The sequence below is a fragment of the Paenilisteria riparia FSL S10-1204 genome, from assembly GCF_000525995.1.
Taxonomy (GTDB): domain Bacteria; phylum Bacillota; class Bacilli; order Lactobacillales; family Listeriaceae; genus Listeria_A; species Listeria_A riparia.
The window spans coordinates 493747-514785 of sequence record NZ_AODL01000007.1; the positions used below are offsets into that span (position 1 = coordinate 493747).

At 39.9% G+C, this 21039-nt stretch carries 16 protein-coding genes, 2 pseudogenes and 1 other annotated feature; of the genes and pseudogenes, 15 read left to right on the forward strand and 3 right to left on the reverse strand.

Features of this window, described 5'->3' with window-relative positions; translation table 11 throughout:
- The first annotated feature begins 133 nt into the window (after nt 1-133).
- On the forward strand, nt 134-757 hold the full coding sequence (locus tag PRIP_RS07055; RefSeq protein WP_052008802.1) for an NlpC/P60 family protein: 624 nt from the start codon (nt 134-136) through the stop codon (nt 755-757).
- A gap of 279 nt (nt 758-1036) precedes the next feature.
- On the opposite strand, the gene PRIP_RS07060 is transcribed toward PRIP_RS07055, so the two are convergent.
- The 3 genes from PRIP_RS07060 to PRIP_RS07070 form a co-directional block, all read right to left on the reverse strand.
- The gene (locus tag PRIP_RS07060) at nt 1037-2692 is read right to left on the reverse strand and encodes a peptide ABC transporter substrate-binding protein (RefSeq protein WP_036100369.1); all 1656 of its coding nucleotides are present in this window, start codon (nt 2690-2692) and stop codon (nt 1037-1039) included.
- 270 nt (nt 2693-2962) lie between these two features.
- Nucleotides 2963-4672: an aminodeoxychorismate synthase component I gene (gene pabB / locus PRIP_RS07065; protein ID WP_036100370.1), complete on the reverse strand. Its 1710-nt coding sequence runs from the start codon at nt 4670-4672 to the stop codon at nt 2963-2965.
- Nucleotides 4650-5252, reverse strand: a complete 603-nt coding sequence (locus tag PRIP_RS07070; RefSeq protein WP_036100371.1) for an anthranilate synthase component II — start codon at nt 5250-5252, stop codon at nt 4650-4652. Before PRIP_RS07070 ends, pabB begins: the two co-directional genes overlap by 23 nt.
- 582 nt (nt 5253-5834) lie before the next feature.
- Nucleotides 5835-6055 (forward strand) — a binding site (T-box leader).
- Nucleotides 6056-6259: 204 nt separating this feature from the next.
- Here PRIP_RS07070 and serS point away from each other — a divergent pair.
- The 14 genes and pseudogenes from serS (at nt 6260) to PRIP_RS07130 (ending at nt 21017) form a co-directional block, all read left to right on the forward strand.
- The gene (serS, locus tag PRIP_RS07075) at nt 6260-7546 is read left to right on the forward strand and encodes a serine--tRNA ligase (RefSeq protein ID WP_036100372.1); all 1287 of its coding nucleotides are present in this window, start codon (nt 6260-6262) and stop codon (nt 7544-7546) included.
- A gap of 72 nt (nt 7547-7618) precedes the next feature.
- Entirely contained in the window at nt 7619-8284 is a 666-nt protein-coding gene (locus PRIP_RS07080; RefSeq protein ID WP_036100373.1) for an HI_0552 family protein, read from the forward strand.
- A gap of 176 nt (nt 8285-8460) precedes the next feature.
- Nucleotides 8461-9310: pseudogene (gene licT, locus PRIP_RS07085) on the forward strand (BglG family transcription antiterminator LicT).
- 191 nt (nt 9311-9501) lie between these two features.
- Nucleotides 9502-10221 (forward strand): glucosamine-6-phosphate deaminase, encoded by a 720-nt coding sequence (locus PRIP_RS07090; RefSeq protein WP_036100376.1) that lies wholly within the window; start codon nt 9502-9504, stop codon nt 10219-10221.
- A 42-nt stretch (nt 10222-10263) separates the two neighbouring features.
- Nucleotides 10264-11696 (forward strand): annotated as a pseudogene (locus PRIP_RS07095) (6-phospho-beta-glucosidase).
- A 205-nt stretch (nt 11697-11901) separates the two neighbouring features.
- Entirely contained in the window at nt 11902-14178 is a 2277-nt protein-coding gene (locus tag PRIP_RS07100; RefSeq protein ID WP_052008782.1) for a Cna B-type domain-containing protein, read from the forward strand.
- Between the two features lie 243 nt (nt 14179-14421).
- A complete protein-coding gene (locus PRIP_RS07105) occupies nt 14422-14865 on the forward strand; it encodes a hypothetical protein (protein ID WP_036100377.1) in 444 nt (147 codons plus the stop codon).
- A gap of 48 nt (nt 14866-14913) precedes the next feature.
- Nucleotides 14914-15297: an ATP-binding cassette domain-containing protein gene (locus PRIP_RS17585; protein WP_241434103.1), complete on the forward strand. Its 384-nt coding sequence runs from the start codon at nt 14914-14916 to the stop codon at nt 15295-15297.
- A gap of 42 nt (nt 15298-15339) precedes the next feature.
- Entirely contained in the window at nt 15340-16332 is a 993-nt protein-coding gene (locus PRIP_RS17590; RefSeq protein WP_241434104.1) for a hypothetical protein, read from the forward strand.
- 252 nt (nt 16333-16584) lie between these two features.
- Nucleotides 16585-17508, forward strand: coding sequence for an ATP-binding cassette domain-containing protein (locus PRIP_RS17595; RefSeq protein WP_241434105.1), 924 nt, complete (start codon nt 16585-16587; stop codon nt 17506-17508).
- Nucleotides 17501-18109 (forward strand): ABC transporter permease, encoded by a 609-nt coding sequence (locus tag PRIP_RS17600; protein WP_241434106.1) that lies wholly within the window; start codon nt 17501-17503, stop codon nt 18107-18109. Before PRIP_RS17595 ends, PRIP_RS17600 begins: the two co-directional genes overlap by 8 nt.
- Before the next feature lie 239 nt (nt 18110-18348).
- The gene (locus PRIP_RS07120) at nt 18349-18771 is read left to right on the forward strand and encodes a hypothetical protein (RefSeq protein ID WP_052008783.1); all 423 of its coding nucleotides are present in this window, start codon (nt 18349-18351) and stop codon (nt 18769-18771) included.
- A 58-nt stretch (nt 18772-18829) separates the two neighbouring features.
- The gene (locus PRIP_RS07125) at nt 18830-20290 is read left to right on the forward strand and encodes a glycoside hydrolase family 1 protein (RefSeq protein ID WP_036100378.1); all 1461 of its coding nucleotides are present in this window, start codon (nt 18830-18832) and stop codon (nt 20288-20290) included.
- 199 nt (nt 20291-20489) lie between these two features.
- Entirely contained in the window at nt 20490-21017 is a 528-nt protein-coding gene (locus PRIP_RS07130) for a TetR/AcrR family transcriptional regulator (protein ID WP_036100379.1), read from the forward strand.
- Nucleotides 21018-21039 lie beyond the last annotated feature (22 nt).

Here is a 21039-nt window from a genome sequence, read left to right on the forward strand (position 1 = left end):
AACATCGGGATTTAAAGGGATTGTCGTTGGATTGACTTAGTCCTGTAATGTTCGATTGGTATGATGTGTCTCAAATGGGGAAAAGGGAGTGCAAATATTGACAGTTAAGTTTCGTAATGGGGTTATTTTTTTGATGCTGGTAATGGTTCTGGCAGTAGGGGTTTCAGTATTACCGAAGACTGGAGATGCAGCGACGACTTATAAAATGACGACAACGGTAGAGAGCAATATTCGCACAGGGGATAGCGTGAAGTATGCCATTATCGGTTATTACAAGGCAGGAACGACAGTGATTTTCACAGGCAAAACGGCAAATAATTGGTACCGTATTACATATAAAGGTAAAGTGGGATATGTATCGGGAAAATGCCTAGCACCATACAAGGCACAAACATTCACAGCACTTAACAACGAAGCGAAGAAGCACTTAGGTAAGAAATACAAATGGGGCGCAACTGGTCCAACATCATTCGACTGCTCCGGTTATACAAGCTATGTCTTCAAACAATCTATCAACAAAGCTATTCCACGAACGGCTAAAGAACAATATAACGCATCCACAAAAGTAAAAGCTAACCAACTAAAAGCTGGTGATTTAGTATTCTTTAACTACGGAAGCGGTATTGCACATGTAGGAATTTATGTAGGTAGCGGCAAAATGATTAACGCTCAAAACAATGGCGTGAAATATGACACAATCTCAAGCGGGTATTGGAAAAAATACATTGCAGGCTACGGTCGCGTTGTGAATTTCTAAAGGCAGGATTATATACGAAATGAATCAGCTGAAAATGCTCGATTAATGAAGCAGGAGTCACACTTAACTTGACAAAGGAGTTTGTGGTTTGCTGCTTTTTTTGCATAGAAAAACTGGTATGGAAAAGGCATTAACCATACCAGTTAAAAAAGAGAGCTACCAAGTACAGGCCAAAAGGGTAACTGACCTGAGATTACTTGTTGTTTAGCTATGAACTTATAATAACGAATTTATGCTAAAACCCAATGTGAATTGTGTAACATTATGATTAGTTCTTGCTTAGTTCTTACTCATTTGGATAAATTTATAGCTGTATGGTGAACCAAAAGTGTGTTTTTGAACGCCGGTGATGTCTGGATTTTGAAGGACAGCAACTTGATGTTGGTACAATGGCAAAATTGCAGCGTCATCGTCCAGTAGGACTTTTTCAGATGCTATGAATGCGTTCCAACGTGCCGAGGCGTCTGTTGCTAGTGTTGTGTCGGTGGACTTGACAAGTTGGTCGTATTTCGGGCTATTGTAGTGCATGCTGTTATTGTAGTAATCGGATAGGAATAGACTACTATATGTCCATGGGTCTTTGAAATCGGGCATCCAAGCTGCTAGCGACATATCGTAATCGCTGGATCGTGTTAGCTCAGTGGCGCTTTTTGCGGGCATGGTTTTGATGTTAATTGTTACACCGGGTAAATTTGTTTCAAATTGATTTTTCAGGAAGGTAAAAATCGTTTTGGTCGTGTCTTGGTCATCGCCTAGAAGTTCAAGTGTAATGGTGTCAGTCCGGAGCTCTTTTTTTGCTTGTGCGAGATATTTACTAGCTTCGGTTTTGTTACACAATAGGTGGTCCCCGCTGTCAGTGCGGAAGTCTGCTCCTGTTTTAGGATTTTGTACGAAGTCTTTAGGAAGCAGTCCGTTAGCAGGGAATGAACCATCGCCTAAGATTTCAGATGTTAATGCTTCTTTGTCGACTGCTAGGTTAAGCGCGTGGCGCAGTGCGTTGTTTGCGAGTGGTGTTGCTTTGCCATCTCGTTTTTGATTGAACCGCAAATAACTAACAAGTGAATCTTTTTCAGTCAAAAAGTCAGCGCGATCTTTGTACTGCTTGGCATATTCGCCAGAAAGTGGTGCACGGTCGGCTTCTTTTGTGTTGTATAAATTAACGCCTGCATTGATGTCTTTGGCGACTTGTACGGATATTTTATCGACATCTACGCTCTTTTTATCCCAGTATTCTGGATTTTTCGCGTAAGTCCAATTTTTTGAGGTGTTACCATCCCAGCTTTGCATCACGAATGGGCCGTTGTATAGTGTGTGCTTGGCGTCTGTGCCGTATTTATCGCCTTGTTTCTCCACGAATGCTTGTTTTTGTGGGAAGAAGGTTTCGAATGAAAGTAACGAGATGAAGTAAGGTACGGGTTTTTTCAGCGTGATTTTTAAGGTCTCTGCATCGGGTGCGACAACGCCGAGCTCTGAAGCGGGCAGTTTACCTTCGTGAATTTCTGTGGCATTTTTAATGGAATCTTTGAAAAGAGCAGCGTAGCTTGGCGCTGTCTTTGGGTCAACGGCGCGACGCCATGCGTAGACGAAATCGTCGGCGGTCACTTGGGAACCATCAGACCATTTGGCGTCTTTTCGCAACTTGATTGTATATTCCGTCTGATCGGAGTTGATTTCGGGCATACTTGCAGCGACGCCGGGCACAAAGTTATCCTTTTTATCTAATGTATAAAGTCCTTCAAAAACTTGATTTTGCGCGGTGAAACTAACGAAATCTTCTTCAGCGGTCGTGTTTAATGTGAGCAGTTCCCCTGTTTCCAGAAATTTCACTGGTTCGTTTGCGTTGTCCTTGCTTTCTCCTGAAACATTGCCACATGCGGCCAGCAAAGCAAGTCCTGTAAGTGATAATGCAATCCAGCCCTTCTTTGTAAAATGCATGATGTTCCTCCTCTTTTTGTAGCTTTTTTCGTTAATTATAAGTATTCCGATGAAATAAGTCAACTTTAAAAATTGCATAAAAAAACCAGCGTGGAAAAGGGAGTAACCACACTGGTCAAAAAGGGAGTTTTACGAATCTCATTCAAAAAAGGGGGAAAAGAATGAAATATCGTTTGTTGTTAGCTTATGGTTATATAATAACGGCTGCAAGCGAAAACCTGCTGTGAATAAAATGAGAAATTGATGAATGTTTGGCTAGTATTTCTTCATTCAATGTAAATCGATTGGAACCCAGCCGCGAACGCTGTTAGTTAGCCAGATTTTCGTAGCTTGAAGCAAGTCGTTGCGATGTAGTACGCGCTCGTTTATGGTGCCATCTGCGAGCAAAGTTTGGCGCATGACGCCACCGAGTAGTCCTGATGATTGTGCAGGGGTAACTAGTTCGCCGTCAATCTCAGCGACAAGATTGCCATTAATAAATTCTGTGATTTCACCGCGTTCATTCCATAAAAGTGTTTCGTCATAATCCATACGTCGACGTTTTTCATACATAGTTCGATGCGTTGTTTTGTGATAAAGAAACGGATTAGTACTGTTGACCGATTTATCCGCGAAATGCGCTGTCCACATGATTGGGTCAGAAATGATTAGCGAACCTTCAACGGTTGCTGTTCCATTTTTTTGCACGAGGAGGCGAACTTTCCAAATATCATTAGGGTGTTTTTTGGCAAACGTTGCTAATGCTTGTTTTGCGGCGTGAATGTTCCACGTGAAACCAAAGTAATTTGCGCTATTTTCGATGCGTTGCAAGTGAAGGTCTGTGCGCGAATAGTGTCCGTTTTCTAATCGCAAACTTTCCAATAGTTCGAATTTAGGTAGATAGGTAGTCAGAAGCGCAGCCTTGGCTTGAACTTCTTCATATTCAGCGCCACTCCGTGAATCCCAAACAATCCCGCCACCGACACCATATTCCGCTGTCTTTTCTTCCGTATCAACAACGACAGTTCGAATCGGAACATTAAAAATAGCTTCCTTATCAGGTGTCACATAGCCAATTGCTCCACAATACACGTTACGTGGCGAAGTCTCCGCTTCCGTAATAAGTTCCATCGTTTTTACCTTCGGCGCACCTGTAATCGATCCGCATGGAAATAAGGCCTCAAAAATTGCCGTCAAATGAATATCGGACAACGTTTCCGCGGTTACCGTTGAAGTCATTTGCCAGACCGTCGGATATCGCTCCACATCAAAAAGATGCGGCACTTTTACCGTTCCAGGTTTTGCAATTTGACCAAGATCATTGCGCAATAAATCAACAATCATCACATTTTCTGCTTGGTTCTTAGCCGATGTACTGAGCCAATCGCGCACCTTTGCATCATCACTTTGCGTCATACCACGTCTAGCAGTCCCTTTCATCGGTTTCGTCTTAATCACGCCGTCTTTCCAATGGAAGAAAAGCTCAGGCGATGCGGATAAAATATGAAACCTGCCAGTAGAAAGGTACGCTGAATAATCCGCTTGCTGCGCCACTTTTAATTGCTCATAGAAGTTCTCATCATCTTCGGCAAAGGCACTCTCCAAGCGAATCGTATAGTTGGCCTGATATGTATTTCCAGCTGCGATTTGGTCTCGAATAAAACGAATTCCTTTTGCGTAGGACGCATAATCGGTTGTCGGTTGCCAATCAAGCTTTGGCGGCTGAAGCAAAGGCACTTCCGATTGCGCAACCTCACGCATTTCTCTAAACACACCGAACCATAACAACGGCATTTTTCCCGGTGCGAAAGTTTGGAGATGCTTATTGAAGGCTGGCGCTGCCTCATATCCAACGTAGCCCGCAACATAATAACCAAGATCAATAGCCTGTTCGACTTGTTGCATTCGCTCGGTTACTGCTTCTATATTATTGGTCTGAATAATGGCTTCTGGAGAGGAGAATAGTTGCGTTTTTCCGTTAAAATCGAACTGCATTTTCATTTTCGTAGCTCCGTTCCGTTAATTTTACAAAGTTACCCAGAATTTCATGCCCATATTCGGAAAGAATCGCCTCTGGATGAAACTGTACACCTTCCACTAAAAACTCGCGATGACGGACTGCCATGATAAGGTCGTCTGCCGTTTTTGCAGTGATTTCGAGAGCTGTTGGAAAATTGGATTCGGCGGCAATTAAAGAGTGGTATCTGGCCACGGAAAAATGCGCGTTTAGATTGTTAAACACGCCTTTTTGATTGGTTAAAATAGTGGAGACTTTGCCATGGACAGGTTCAGGTGCGCGAACGATTTCTCCGCCGAATGCCTGAACAATAGCTTGGTGACCAAGACAAATTCCTAAAATCGGGATTTTACCGCTAAATTCGCGGATAATAGCAAGGCTCATTCCTGCCTCGTCGGGTGTGCCGGGTCCTGGAGAAATAACAATCGATTCGGGATTAATTTCACAAACTTCGGCTAAGGTTATCTGATTATTTTTCACAATCTTGACCTCTTTGCCGAGCTCTAATAAATATTGATACAAATTGTATGTAAATGAGTCATAATTATCGATTAACAGAATCACACGACCACTCCTAAATGGAATTTCAATGGATTTACGTCCAACCTATTTATAGCAAATTCGAGACAGTTTGTCCACCAAGCAGACTTAAATTTCACAAACTATAAAAGAGGATTTGCGTGTGGGAAAAAGAGATGTTATAATGAAGGTGCAAATAAGGAAGTCATGCGGCTAACATAACTTCCAAATACAAACACCATTTAAGATGGTGACAGCCTGTGTTTCTATCAAACGCCACTCAGCTGTCGAGCTTAGGAGTGGTTTTTTATTTCTTACTGTTATCTTTACTGTTCATTATCATAACGACTAGCCCTGCAAGTGCAATTGCCAGTGTTAATGATTCAAACACAGTCATGCTTTATCCTTTCTAGGGATAACCACGAATAACATGGCATCACCTACTTTCTTTGAAAATAGGCCGCCAACCACATCATAAACCTGTCTGTCCATCTATTATAGCACGGATGTTCGGGTTTATGATTTTGTTTATTTATTTGATTTTTTGCTAGAATAACACATAATGTTTTGTTGGAATATTTACTTGCTAATTGGCTAGTTATGGGTTAGAATAGCTTTAAATAACGAATTAAAATGTAGACAAGAAATAGTAGTGAAAGTCGCTTTGTGCAGAGAGCTGATGGGTGGTGCGAATCAGTAAAGGCGCTTTTGTGAATCCATCTTGGAGTGAGTGGGGGAAATGTGAGTAATCCACTTCGGTGTGAGCCGTTATATTCTGAAATTAAGCTGGAGTATGGGAGAAATCTCAGACTCAATTAGGGTGGCAACGCGGTACTTCCGTCCCTTTCCATGTATTTTATTTGGGGAGAGATTTGGGGGTCTTTTTGTTTGGGCTCTTAGAAAGCGTACTTTGCTTTCTTAGAGCCCAAATATAAGGCAGAGCGAATGCGGCGCGTTAATCATCCAGTGGTTTAAATTACTTGCTCTACGCAAAACATAGAACTCAAACTTGAACCAAAACAATGATTATCATTTTGTGAGGAGGAATTGAGATGTTAGATGTAAAAGTTTTGCGTGAGGATTTTGAAGGTGTGAAGAAGAAACTGTCGCATCGTGGGGAAGACCTTGGTGAATTCGAGAAGTTTGGTGAGTTGGATAAGCGTCGTCGAACATTGATTATTGAAGTGGAAACGTTGAAAAGTCAGCGTAATGAAGTTTCTCAAGAAATTGCGCAATTAAAGCGGGAGAAACAAAATGCGGACGCCAAAATAGAAGAAATGCGTGTCGTTGGTGACCGTATCAAGACGTTTGATATTGAGTTGAACGAGATTGATGAGAAGTTACGTAATATTTTGTTAGCGATTCCGAATATTCCACATGAATCTACGCCGATTGGTGAAACGGAAGACGATAACGTGGAGGTTCGCAAGTGGGGCGAGGTTCGCACATTTGATTTTGAGCCAAAAGCGCATTGGGATTTAGGAACGGATTTAGGAATTTTAGATTTTGAGAATGCTGCGAAAGTCGCGGGTAGTCGATTTGTTTTTTATAAGAAATTGGGGGCTAGACTTGAGCGGGCGCTGATTAATTTTATGATGGATTTGCATGCGATGGAGCATGGGTATGATGAAATGTTGCCTCCGTACATGGTGAATCGTGACAGTATGACAGGGACAGGGCAGTTGCCTAAATTCGAAGAGGATGCGTTCTTGATTGAAAAAGAGGACTATTTCTTAATCCCAACGGCAGAAGTACCTGTGACGAACTACCATCGTGATCAAATTATGAGTGCTGATGATTTGCCGCAAAAATACACGGCATACAGTGCATGTTTCCGTTCTGAAGCGGGTTCTGCGGGTCGTGATACGCGCGGTTTGATTCGCCAGCATCAATTTAATAAGGTGGAAATGGTACAGTTCGTGAAACCTGAGGATTCGTATGCAGCGCTTGAGGCATTGACGGATAATGCGGAAGATGTGCTGCGCCGTCTTGAATTGCCGTATCGTGTGCTAAGCATGTGTACTGCTGATTTAGGATTTACTGCTGCGAAGAAATACGACATCGAAGTGTGGATTCCAAGTGGTGACAGCTACCGCGAGATTTCTTCTTGCAGTAATTTCGAGGCGTTCCAAGCGCGCCGTGCCAACATTCGTTTCCGTCGTGAGCCAGGCGCTAAACCTGAATTTGTGCATACATTGAACGGTTCTGGTCTAGCGATTGGACGTACGGTTGCCGCTATTTTGGAGAACTATCAGTTGGAGGATGGTTCTGTAGCGATTCCAAAAGTATTGCAAGGTTATATGGGTGGCGTGGAAGTGATTACCGCACCTGCCAAATAAGTAAGTGAATGGGGGGACTTGAACGTAAGTGTTCAGTCCTCTTTTGTACATATGTGAAGGAGGCAGATTGTCATGCAATTTAGCGATGCAGATTTTGCGCTTTTTGATCGGGATTATTTTCAGTTTCGTCAAATGAAAGAATTTCAGCCAACTTTGGTGGAAAGTGTGAAGGTGGAATATAAGGCGCGATGGGATGTTTGGAAGGCATTTGCGGCATTATGTCAGCAGAAAACAGTTGGTTTTGGAAAGCCAAAAGTGGAAAGTTGGACGAATGGTTGGCAGGTTCGGTCGCATTTTTGGGCATATTATAAAGGTGTTTCGCGGCAAGATTCGGCAAGCATGGTTGCGATTTTGTTGAACAAGAATAATTTTCGGATTTACTTGGAATGGCATGCCTATCGGAGTGCGGATTCGGTGACGAGCTTTGAGGATCATGTACGTTGGGTCGATTACTTGCCATACTGGGTTCGAGAATGGAGTATCGATGTGCGCCAGTATCAAGTGTGGACATCATACGAAGATGAAGTGGATAATTATGTTTGCCTGCAGGATTATTTGGAAAATTGTGAGGTTCGAGAGCGGTTCGATAAGTTTTTAGAAAACCCGAAAAAATGGTTGCGAATTGGGCGAATTATTCCGCGAGATGAAGCCGTGAATTATGTTGCTATGGAAGAGATTGTAAGTGATACATTGAGAGAACTTTCTTATTTGTATGGTAAGACAGAAAGCTTGGAATAAAATTTAGAACATTCTATTGACAGCGCTTTCGAAAAAGTGCTATACTAATCTTCGAGAAGAGGATTGTTACTGATTCGATCAGGCATTACCAACATCGGCGGGGGACGTATATTTTTTGCGTTTGCAACGTTTGATATTGGTATTTTTTTTTCGTCCATGAAAGCGAGGAGGCTCTAATGAGGATTGTTAAAGCGATAAATAATAATGTTGCTCTGGCGGTAAACGAGCAGGGTCATGAGCTTGTTATCATGGGCAAAGGTGTTGGGTTTCAGAAGAAGCCGGATGATGTTATTGAAGATACAGTGATTGAGAAGGTTTTTGTCCTAGAGACGGACGAACTGTCTGAGAAATTAATGGATTTGCTAGGTGAGATTCCAGCTGTACACTTAGAGATTGCTGATGAGATTGTGAATTATGCGAAGGAAAATTTTGAATGTAAAAATTAGTGACAATGTATATTTAACGCTCACTGATCATATCAGTTTTGCGATTACACGCCATGAGAAGGGCATGTCGATTCGCAATGTGATGTTGTGGGAAGTGAAGAAGTTTTACAAGGACGAATTTGCGATTGGACTTAAAGCACTCGAAATCATTCGCGCGCGACTAGGTGTTCAGCTTGGTGAGGATGAGGCTGGGTTTATTGCGCTTCACATTGTGAATGCACGCCAAGACGGCCAGGCTATGAAGACAACGGTCGACATGACACAAGTAGTACAAGACGTGTTGAACATTGTGACGTACCATTTTAATGTTGTTTTGGATGAGTCGTCGCTTAATTACACGCGTTTTGTTACGCATTTGCAGTATTTTGCGCAGCGGCTTTTGCGAAATGAGATTGTAGATTCGGGAGATGACTTTCTGTTTGATCAAGTGCAAATGAAGTACCCAGAGAGCTTTGCTTGTACAGCGAAAATCGATGCGTACTTGCAAAAAGCACATCATGCGACACTAACAAAAGATGAACGCGTGTATCTGACGCTTCATATACACCGCGTGACGGAGCGAAATAGAACAAGTGAATAGGCAATCAATTGATGGATTGTTACTGGTACGACCAGGCATAACCTGAACTGACGGCAAGGCTAGGGCGTTTTTAAAAGCGTGATGGTATTGGTGTTGGTTTGGGTTGTTTTGTTGTTGGTATGTCGAATAGGCCTGTTAGTAAGGAGCGGGCAAAGAAATGAACTTTTAAATTATATCGGGAGTTGATAATCATGAAATTCATAATCACAGATTCTTATGAAGAAATGAGTACGGTTGCAGGGCAGCACTTACTCGGGTATATGTACCAAAATAAACGTGTTAATATGTCTATCACGGCTGGCAATACGCCAATGCGTATGTATGAGCAGCTTGTTCCTCAGGTGAAAGGCAAACCGTATTTTGATAATGTTCACTATTACAATTTTGACGAAATTCCGTTTAAAGGGACTAATGAGCTTGGCGTTACTATTAGCAATTTAGCGAAATCGTTTTTTAGGCCTGCAGAAATTCCTGAGGAGCGAATTCACGTATTGGATGAAAATAACTATGAAACGCATGATGCTAGGCTCAAAGCTGATGGTGGACTGGATGTTATCTTGCTTGGTATCGGCGCGGATGGACATTTTTGTGGGAACCTGCCGAATACGACGCAAGTTCATGATGAGACAGTTGCTGTTCCCACGACACCAGAAATGCGCGAAGTTTTGCTAGGTGAGGTTGGTGGCGATGCTACGAAGGTACCGGATTTTTACGTAACTATGGGACCTAAAGCCGTGATGCAAGCGCGAAATATTATTATGTTTGCAAACGGTAAGCATAAAGCTGAAATTGTGAAACAAGCCTTTTTCGGCGAGATTACAAATGCGATACCGTCTTCAATATTACAGTTGCACCCGTCTATCACAGTCATTTTAGACAAAGATGCAGCCTCGTTATTACCCGAATTTTAAGGAACAAATGTAGCACTTTAATTTGAGAGGAGAAAAATTATTATGACAAAATCACCATTTCCAGAAGGATTTTTATGGGGCGGCGCGGTTGCTGCCAATCAATGTGAGGGCGCTTATTTAGAAGATGGTAAAGGTTTATCACCAGTCGATATTTTACCGTCTGTGGAAGGTGGTCGTTGGGAAGCGGCACTAAATCCGACGAAAGCTTTGGCAACAGAATATGATTATTATCCAAGCCATGAGTCTATTGATTTCTATCATCGTTACGAAGAGGATATTAAATTATTAGCAGAAATGGGCTTTAAATCATTCCGTACATCAATTGCTTGGCCACGTATTTTCCCAAATGGCGATGATGCGACGCCAAACGAAAAAGGTTTGGAGTTCTATGATCGTTTGTTTGATGAGTGCCATAAATATGGCATCGAGCCTGTTGTGACGATTAACCATTTTGATACGCCGGTAGAACTTTTCAAGAAGTACGGTGCTGGAAAGATCGCCGTTGCATTGATTTTTATTTGAATTTCTGTGAGGTTATTTTCAATCGTTATAAAGGAAAAGTGAAATATTGGATGACATTTAATGAAATCAACATGATTCTGCATTTGCCATTCTTCGGTGGTGGTATGGATGTGACGGGTGAGGCAAACCCAGAGCAAGCGAAATACCAAGCAGCGCATCACCAATTAGTGGCGTCTGCAAAAGCTACAAAAATGGCACATGAAATCGACCCTGAAAATCAAGTCGGCTGTATGTTAGCGGCAGGTGCAACTTATGCGTTCTCGTGCGATCCAAAAGACGTATGGAAAGCCATGCAAGCGGACCGCGAAGGCTATTTCTTCATCGACGTACAAGCGCGCGGTTACTACCCAAGCTATAGCAAACGTTTCTTCAAAGAAAATAACATTAATCTTGTAGTGGAAGAAGGCGATTTAGACGTTCTAAAAAATCACACAGTAGATTATGTGGCATTTAGTTACTATTCTTCCCGTCTAACAAGTGCCGATCCAGAAGTTATGAAAGAAACAGAAGGCAATGTATTCGCGACATTACGCAATCCGCATTTAGATGCAAGTGAATGGGGCTGGCAAATTGATCCATTAGGACTACGCATCACTATGAATGCAATTTACGACCGCTATCAAAAGCCACTTTTCGTTGTTGAAAATGGTCTCGGTGCAGTAGATACAGTGGAGGCGGATGGCTCTATAAATGATGACTATCGCATCGACTACTTGCGTGAACACGTACGCGAAATGGGCGAAGCGATTGAAGACGGTGTAGACTTGATTGGCTATACGCCTTGGGGCTGTATCGATCTTGTAAGTGCAGGATCTGGCGAAATGAAAAAGCGTTATGGCTTCATCTATGTTGATCGTGATAATCAAGGGAACGGTACACTAGAGCGCTCTAAGAAAAAATCATTTTTCTGGTACAAAAAAGTAATTGAAAGTAACGGTACAGAATTAGAATAGGGGTCAAATTACCCAATTGATAGAGATGCTAGGACAAATATTCCAGTCTAGCATCTCTATTTTTATGCATATCTACTAAAAAGTTTGAATTTTCGACACAAAAGTTTAGTAAAAGCAAACAAATTATCCTATACAAAAAAATTGGAAGTGTTAGAATACATGATGTGTCGAAATAAAGATAGCATAAATTTGAGGGGGAAAGTGAATGAAGAATATAAGAAAAATCGTTTTTTCAGTACTAGTAGTAAGTTTAGTTATCAGCCAATTACTGATCCTTATGCCAAAGAACGCTAGTGCAGCTGCAGGAGACGACCCAGGTACAACAATAACGGCACCAGAAAACATAAGTTCCAGACAGCAGGTAGAACTTACGGTAACATTAGCATCATCGTCAGGACATCTGGATGAAGATGGATATATTAATGTCCAAATTCCAAAGTTTATTGTTGCCAACAAACAAGACATAGTGAATCAGCTATATATTGATGCACCTTTCTATTTAGAGGATAACCCGTTGCAAGAAGATGAAAACGGTAACTATATTTTGAAAGTGAACTATGATCATACCAAAATTGACCAAGAGAGCGCAGCAGGTCAAACATTTACAGTAAAATTTAAAGCGCCTCGTATTTCTAGTGCAGATACATCATTTCCATCAACTGTGTCTTTCTCAAGTACCTTATTTAAAGGTTCAGAAAACGTTAGTAATGATTCCGCAACTTCGCAAATCCGTACAGACAACCCAGGTTTGCCTCTATTGGAAAAAAGAAGTGTGCAATCTCACAAATTAATTGATGGTGTTAATGTAGCACTCATGAGTAAAGATGATCCATCTGCCAACGTATTTGCTATTTTAGTAAACTATAGTCAACGACACATTACTAATGCTAAAATTGTAGATACAACACCGCAAAATACACAATTAGCTAATCCACAAAAATATGTTCCAGCATCAGGGGACAACACGCCGAGCCAGCATTTTAGAATTGCTAAAGTAACTGGTTGGGGAGACGATGGTTTACCAAATGCTTGGGAATATGTAACAAGTAATTTTGCAGATAAAATTAGCATAACATCTACAGGTTTTTCTATTGATTTCGGAGAATTAACACCAGATGATAGTTATGTAGTTATGTATGCAGAAAAAGTAGACGATGCTATGACTTCGTCTGAATTCGGTGTTAGATATAATCATGTCGATTTAACGAGTGATGATGCTATAATTAAATCTGCAGATTCAGCAATCGCGTTAGATACTGAAGATTACAACTATACACAATTAACGAAAAATGTTGATAAACCTGTTATTGCGACTTCGGACAGTAGCTTAGTTTACAGTCTTTCATTAAGCAATCAATATGGTACAATACCAGCTGGAACTAAGATTGTAGATCCGCTACCGGACTATACAAAATACAATAAAACGACCCAACTTGACTCGCAGTATCTATCAAACGGTGTTTACGATGCCACAACAAACACAGTTACCTATACACTGCTGAAAGATTTAAACATGGGTGAGTCTACAGATGTGAAATTTGCAGTGAGCTATGCGAATCCTAATGCTAGAGCAAATGATAAAATTATCAATAAAGCATACATTGCATACGCAGGAACGGATATCTATAGTGATAGCGTTACAACGACTGTTGCTAATAGTGCTATATTGGTGAAAAAGGATACAAATACAAAAGCAGCTCTTGCAGGTGCAGTTTTCAATCTCGTAGATGAGAATGGAAATACAGTACTTAAAGACTTAACAACAGATGAGAATGGTATCGTGCGGACTGGTGTACTTCAATCAGGTAATTACTCATTTGTTGAAACGAAGGCACCAGCTGGTTATTTACTAGATAAAAACCCAGTATCATTTACAATTAATAATGGTGATACAAAGGCAATTACTCTGGAAAAAGATAACGCCCAAAGCACATCTGTTTCAGGACAAAAAACATGGATGGATAATGATAATATCGCTGGTCAGCGTCCAGAAAGCATCGCAATTGATTTATATCAAAATGGTGTTTTACTAGATTCGAAAAAAGTTACCGCTGACGACGATTGGTCATATTCTTTTTCGGACTTACCAAAATTAGATGCTGATGGAAACGAGTATGTGTATACACTGAAGGAAGAGCCTGTAGCGCACTATACAACAACGCAAGACGGTTATAATTTTACAAACATTTTTGTACCAACACCGCCAGCTCCAGTGCCGCCGGTTCCAACACCGCCAGTGCCGACACCACCAACACCAGTGCCACCGGTACCAACACCGCCAGCTCCAGTACCACCAGTACCAACACCAAAGAATCCAACTAATCCAATAATCGTTGTACCTACAAAGACAGTGATTGATTCGGACGATACGCCAGATATCTTGCCAAAAACTGGCGATGACACGCCGTTAGATGCGTTACTATGGGGGCTATCCCTGATAGTATTGGGTAGTTTTACACTACTTTATCAAAATAAAAAATAAGTATAGCAAATAGCGATATGAAACTTGTAATATAGGTTTTGTATCGCTTTTTTGTAGGGCAGCCATTTTTTTGCGAGTTTGATAAGATTACCATCTAAAGTATAATCAAAGATAGTTGTGTTTTCTATTTTGAATAGATGTCTTTTTAGATAGGTATATTTTCTGAAATAGATTGCAATTTCTTTTCTATTATGTTAATATTTTCACATATGGGTGAAAAGTAGGCATATAGGAGGGGTTAACTTGAAGAAAACGAGAGTAACTTGGGTAGTAATACTTGCAGTGGCTAGTTTGATTGTTGCAGTAGCATCGCTGGCAGTTTCGACTATTCAAGCTAGATATACAGTTCGGGGAGTTGATGCTAGTTATCAGTGGAACAACACGTATCAAAAAAACCAAAGTGCTTCAGCAATTGAAACTAAAAAACATTGGACTAGTGGCAAAGTTTATTATGGCGTAAATCAAAAATCAGGAACAGTAAAAACAAGATATAGTATATATTACAAGAAAAACAACGGGAATTATATCTTGGCATACAATAACGGATACACTTCGAAAAATAATACGTATTACGGTGAATTTTTCGCACACTCTACCAACGGCAAAGATAAATATTCCTATAAATTAATAAAAAATACAAACAAAAACGTTCAGTCTCAAATGCTTGTAGATTTATTTGTACTATAGAAACGAGCAACAAGGCTTTTCATTCATCTGGAAAAAGAGGGATATAAGATGCATATCATTCAAAATGGTGTATATATAATTGTTGGCGCAAATGGAGCGGGGAAAACAACATTAGCAAAAGAAATACTAAAAGAGAATAGAAGCATATGCAGTATGATGAAACAAGATGATAATCAAATACTGCAACATGAGACTGTCCTAACCAATATTACAATGAATGTGCTTTCAGAAGAAACAGTTATTACTTTTTTAAAAAGTCATGAATTAGAATATTTGCTAGCTAAGAAAAGTAAATATTTAAGTGGCGGCGAAAAAAGGCTAGTGAATTTATTGAGAGTAGTGTTATCAGAGCAAGAACTTCTTATTCTCGATGAGCCATCCAACGATTTAGATACGATAAGTTTTTTGAAAAAAGTAAAGCAAATTATTTAATCAAAAAGCGCAAAACGAAAAAGATACTGCTAATAACGCACGATGATCGATTCACAGCATACGAAAAAAAAGTTAATCATCAAGAATAGCAAAATTTATGATGAGTCAGAAGAACTCATAACTCGCGGAATTCATTTTGATAAAGAAAACGAAGTAGAGCGTGAAATCAAATTAAAACCTAGAAAAACATATTTTCTTTATGCGTTTTATTTTCTTTGTACGACGCTATTTGCGATTTGTTTAGGCATACTCTTGGTGAATGATAACGAAGTAACAAAGCCAATTAATAAGAAAGGGACATACCAGTTGGCGACGCTTTATAGTAGCAATTCCTCTTTATACGACAATAACGAGTCTATTAATACGCTACTCGTGCAATCAGCAACTAAATTTAATAAAAGTAAATTTTTTACCGAAGAAAAACGTATCAGCGAGGATGAATATCTTGAACAAGCAATAAAGCTAAAAAGTAATACATACAAAAACCTATTTTTCTTGGAACTGTACAATCCAGAGTCTAAAGAGTTTATCGATGTTAAGGCGCTAATGATGGCCAAGTTAAGAGCCGATTTAAAACTCAGTGAAGACGTAGAATTAATCCTACACTTCAAAAATAATAAAAACCCCTTGCTACATGTACCAGAAAACGTAATGTTGACCGATGATGCCTTAGCGAAAATGAAAACTTTAGGGTATGACGTCAAATATAGCGCAATGCTACCAGATAACCAAATGGAAATGGAATTCAGTCCAACACTATACTCGCAAGTCCTATCTGCAATTAAGCAAGATTACACATTGTTAACGGAGGCTCGAGTGGAATTAAAGAACGGCGACTCATTTTACGACTTTCTGGCAGCTAATAAATTGTATGCAAAAAAGATACAAATTAAAGGCTACGAACCAGAAATGCTAAACGCAGAAATTAATCAGTACAGTAGCTCCCTCACGTTAATAAAAAAAAGTATTGCTTTTTACAGGTATGTTATTGCTTGTATTATTCATTTTACTGTATATGTACGAGGCGAATTATAGAAATAGCTACAGCACATTAGTTTTTTATGGATACGACGAAAAAGATATCATGAAATTCAGGAAAAAGACATATGCCATTGCAAATTTCAAACGGTTTTCTATCATTATTTTGGCAATTGATATGGGAATTCTGTGGGTATTAGCCCGCTCATTTCTTATTACAAGTATTATAGGCATGGCGACAATTTTTTATATCATCGCCTACATTGTAATCCCGAAAGCTGTTAAATATAGCATTAGAAAGGTGACACTATGAATAAGACAAACGCATTTAGCATTTTTTCGATAAGAAAACCAGGAATCTATATAATTACAGGGAGTAACGGTGGGGGCAAGACAACTTTTATTGAAAATGAATTAAAAAATAAGCAGCCCCAAACGCGAGACATCGCTTACTTCGCGCAAAAAAATTGGAAATATAAAATCACAGCAAGAAAATATTTAGCATTTCCTGAAATAAATACGCAGCTAGTTGAGAAGTATTGCAACCTTTTTTCTATCGATGCCTACCATTTGGATAAGGATATTCAAACAATGAGCGGCGGTGAGTTCGTTAAGATAGAATTGGTCCGGACTTTAGCATTAGATACAGCCGTGCTCATTTTAGACGAGCCTACTAACAATTTAGATAATCGTTCTACGGAAATTTTGATGGATGCGTTAATGGAGTTGTCAAAGAGTAAAGTCATTTTTTTAGTTAGCCATGATAATCGATTAGAAACTTTTTCGGATAAAACGATTTCGATTCATCAAGGGCAAGTAGAAGTTTCGCCGTCCGTCGAATTAGATGCGTCTCCTGTTGAAGTTTTGAAAAAGAAATTCGTCTTAAATCGGAAAATCTTTTTGTACCTACTTAAATCAAAATTTAATAGACTAATGTTGTTTTTTATCCTTGTGCTAACAAGTCTGCTAACAATTATTGTTTCCAATACTATCTTATATTCCGTTCCTATGGAGAAAGCATTGGCAAGTGATCAATATTTTGAAATATTAGATATTGGTGAGAATTACTCTAGATACTTCGATACTATCATGACCGAGAATGAGGCTACGGCCAAGTTTCAAGAACCAAATCTGCTTTCTGTAGAGGAGCTTCAGACATTAAAAAACCAAGAAATATATCAATCATATGTATGTAATAGACCAAAGCTATATGAACGAGCTGACGTTGGATAACGCTAAACTCGAATTACTGGCCCTACCAAAAATAATAACAAGTTCGTCTAATTACGAAAACTCTTTCCCGGTTTCCAATACCAAATTAGTCAAAGGACGTTTACCTGAGGATAATAAAAATGAAATCGCGCTATCATTTGCCCAATTAGAGAAGTTTTTCAACTATGATTCAAAAGCTGAGGCATCGATAATTGGCGAGCGAGTTGTGATAAACGGTGCTCCATTTAAGATTGTTGGGATTGTTAACTCACCAGTAGCAGCGATTTCGTATTCAAATCAGATGCAGCAATACGGAGCGACAGAGGTGAGCGATAAAAACACAGCCCAATTAAACGACATGCTATCCAATTTGCAAAAACAAGGATATGAAGACCCTCATTTTGTAAGTATATTCATAGAAACAACGACAAAAAAAACCAGTGGAATTACTAAATTATTTAGAAGCACATGGTCCAAGCTATCAATATGCATCCAATTATGTGAACCAGGCTATTCAATTATCCTTATACAAAGAGAAATTGCTACTAATACTTTCGATATCAGTCATTCTATCCACCGTCATAGCGGCTTTGATTCTGACCTTTGGACGAAAATCTTTTAGTTTGGTTAATGGATTCATAAATGATATGTCTAATCTGAACTTCCAACCACGAAAGAATAAGCGGCTACTCTATTTGATTTTAATGATCGATTATTTATTGAGTGTGCCTATATGTTTCCTGTGGAATCAGCTAATTGTAGGTAGTGAGGCGGGTTTTATCATGTTGCTTCCTACTATGGGGATTTCGCTAGCAATGTTTATCGCGACGCTATTATTGCTGAACTATAAGGATCAAAAGAATGATTTTAGAAATTTATAAAAGTTGGATAATCGTTCTTGTCTTACATGAGTGTGTGCATATATTTTTTGTCCTGCTTTTTGGAGGCAAGATAGGTAAAGTTGTTATCGGGAATTTTTTCTTTATCAAAATCAAAAAAGTCGCCATTTCTCCGATTGTGATTCACTGTTTTGTCACGTATGAAGAAGGCAATGGCTGGAGTCTATTTAAAAAAAGCCTTGTCTTGCTAATGCCAGCAGTTGTCAATATCGCAATGGGTGCTTTAGTAAGTTCTGATTTTCTGTTCATCAAAATATTTAGCCTTTTTATTGGTATCAACTCATTACTGCCAATTCCATATTTAGAAACAGATGGCTATCTTATGCTTAAAGAAGTGCAGAAAACGCTCCACATGAAAAAAATAAAAATTTCTCTTGCTCTGTAATGCATTACATGAACTATACTTAAAAAGTAAACAAGATTCGAGAGGAGCGAACGAACAAATGACTGAAATTAAAAAACAATTTCCAGAAGGATTTTTATGGGGCGGTGCAACGGCAGCCAATCAAGTAGAGGGTGGATTTGACCTAGACGGTAAGGGTTTGTCTACGGCGGATATGGTGAAGTTTGTTCCGAAAGATGAGCGTGGAAATGGGCACGCGTTAGACGTAACATCAGAAGAGATTGAAGAAATTTTGGCGGGGAAATCAAAGGCTCGTTTTCCAAAGCGTGACGGGGTTGATTTTTATCACCATTATAAAGAGGATATTGCTTTATTTGCGGAGATGGGATTTAAGACGTTTCGGTTGTCGTTTAATTGGGCGCGGATCTTTCCGAATGGTGATGATTTAACGCCGAATGAAGCTGGGTTGAAATTTTACGATAATGTGATTGATGAGTTGGTGAAGTATGATATTGAGCCGCTTGTGACCTTGTCGCATTATGAAACGCCGCTTGGTTTGACACAGAAATATAATGGTTGGGCGAGCCGCGAGGTTATCGATCATTATGTGCGTTATGCGGAAACGGTGATGAAACGCTACAAAGATAAAGTGAAATATTGGCTTACTTTCAATGAAATTAATGTCATCGCTATTAGCCCATACACTGGCGGTGGCGTGGTTGTTGATCGTGTGGAAAACCCGCTAGAAGTATCTTATCAAGCGGCACACCATCAATTCGTTGCAAGTTCAAAAGTTGTCAAATTAGGCCATGAAATCAATCCGGATTTCGAAATCGGTTGTATGTTAGCGCGTATGGAAACGTACCCAGCAACGAACAACCCTGAGGATATTCTCTTGGCGCAACACCAAAACCAAATGAACCTATTCTTCACGGACGTCCAAGTTGGTGGTTACTATCCAGGTTTCATCAAACGTTACTTCGCAGAAAACAATATCACAATCAAAATGGAAGATGGCGATCTTGAGTTGCTCCAAGAATATCCAGTGGATTACTTGTCGTTTAGCTACTACATGACGCTTTCCGTTTCCGCTGATCCAAACCGTGATGAAACGGGAGGTAATTTCATGGGTGGCGTGAAAAATGAATACCTAGAAAGCTCAGACTGGGGTTGGCAAATTGACCCAGTTGGCTTGCGCGTGACATTGAACACGTTATACGACCGCTATCAAGTACCACTTTTCATCGTGGAAAATGGTTTGGGTGCGTATGATACAGTGGAAGCTGACGGCGCGATTCACGACCCGTATCGTATTGATTATTTGCGCAAACATATCGAGCAGATGAAAGAAGCGATTGCAGATGGCGTAGACTTAATCGGTTATACAAGCTGGGGTCCAATCGATCTAATCAGCGCCTCTACAAGTGAAATGTCTAAACGTTACGGCTTCATTTATGTAGACCAAGACGACGAAGGAAACGGCACACTCGCAAGATCTCGCAAAGACTCATTTTTCTGGTATAAAAAAGTGATTGATACAAATGGTGAAGATTTAGCGTAACACGGTTAAAGCGCTTTTCTGTAATTTTGACAGAGGCGCTTTTTTGCCGTACAATCATTATGTTTAAGAGACTATTTTTGGTAGATGGATTATAGTTTCCTGCCAGATATGTCTATTTTTTTATGTTTGCTTGCGTCTTGGGGCGCTTTGGTTTACATTAGTCATAGTGGGAATAAATGCGGAAAGTGGGCGAGGTCAGATGAAAAAGCAAGAGTTAGTGAATGCAGCTATACAAGTGATTCAAGCAGAAGGGATTCAAAAGCTAAGTCTTGCCAAAATTGCAGAGGTCGTAGGTATCACAAAGCCAGCGATTTTCCATTATTTCAAGAATAAGCAGGATTTAATGCGAGCTGTGACGGAGTTTACGGTGGTAGAATATGAACAAACAATTGCTGCAGAATTTGATAAATTGCCAGAAAATGATGATTTACGTCATGTCCATGCTTTTTTATATGGGAATTTGCGTCAGCTGAATGATGCAGAACTTGTGAAAATCCATGCGGCGTCGATGGAAGTCTTGGTTTCGGATGATGAGGCGAAGAAAGTTTGGCAAAGTGTGTACGAACGGGAATTTGCAAAGCTTGTGCCGGAAATCGGTGAAATTCAGGCAGATTTGTTAAGTGTGGCGCTGGATGGTATGTGGTATGGTGCGATGTGTGGAATTTGGGATGTTAGTCGTACGGCAAGTATCGTTGAGTACTTAGAACGAATTACAAAAAAATCGTGAATCCTTGCTTTTTTTATAGTTT

Bases quoted from the DNA above. Each gene is read 5' to 3' on its own strand.
- PRIP_RS07130 (WP_036100379.1), top strand. From the start codon at position 20,490: ATGAAAAAGCAAGAGTTAGTGAATGCAGCTATACAAGTGATTCAAGCA.
- pabB (WP_036100370.1), bottom strand. From the start codon at position 4,672: ATGAAAATGCAGTTCGATTTTAACGGAAAAACGCAACTATTCTCCTCT.
- PRIP_RS07100 (WP_052008782.1), top strand. From the start codon at position 11,902: ATGAAGAATATAAGAAAAATCGTTTTTTCAGTACTAGTAGTAAGTTTA.
- PRIP_RS07055 (WP_052008802.1), top strand. From the start codon at position 134: ATGCTGGTAATGGTTCTGGCAGTAGGGGTTTCAGTATTACCGAAGACT.
- PRIP_RS07060 (WP_036100369.1), bottom strand. From the start codon at position 2,692: ATGCATTTTACAAAGAAGGGCTGGATTGCATTATCACTTACAGGACTT.
- serS (WP_036100372.1), top strand. From the start codon at position 6,260: ATGTTAGATGTAAAAGTTTTGCGTGAGGATTTTGAAGGTGTGAAGAAG.
- PRIP_RS17595 (WP_241434105.1), top strand. From the start codon at position 16,585: ATGAATAAGACAAACGCATTTAGCATTTTTTCGATAAGAAAACCAGGA.
- PRIP_RS17585 (WP_241434103.1), top strand. From the start codon at position 14,914: ATGCATATCATTCAAAATGGTGTATATATAATTGTTGGCGCAAATGGA.
- PRIP_RS07090 (WP_036100376.1), top strand. From the start codon at position 9,502: ATGAAATTCATAATCACAGATTCTTATGAAGAAATGAGTACGGTTGCA.
- PRIP_RS07120 (WP_052008783.1), top strand. From the start codon at position 18,349: ATGATTTTAGAAATTTATAAAAGTTGGATAATCGTTCTTGTCTTACAT.
- PRIP_RS17590 (WP_241434104.1), top strand. From the start codon at position 15,340: ATGATCGATTCACAGCATACGAAAAAAAAGTTAATCATCAAGAATAGC.
- PRIP_RS07125 (WP_036100378.1), top strand. From the start codon at position 18,830: ATGACTGAAATTAAAAAACAATTTCCAGAAGGATTTTTATGGGGCGGT.
- PRIP_RS07080 (WP_036100373.1), top strand. From the start codon at position 7,619: ATGCAATTTAGCGATGCAGATTTTGCGCTTTTTGATCGGGATTATTTT.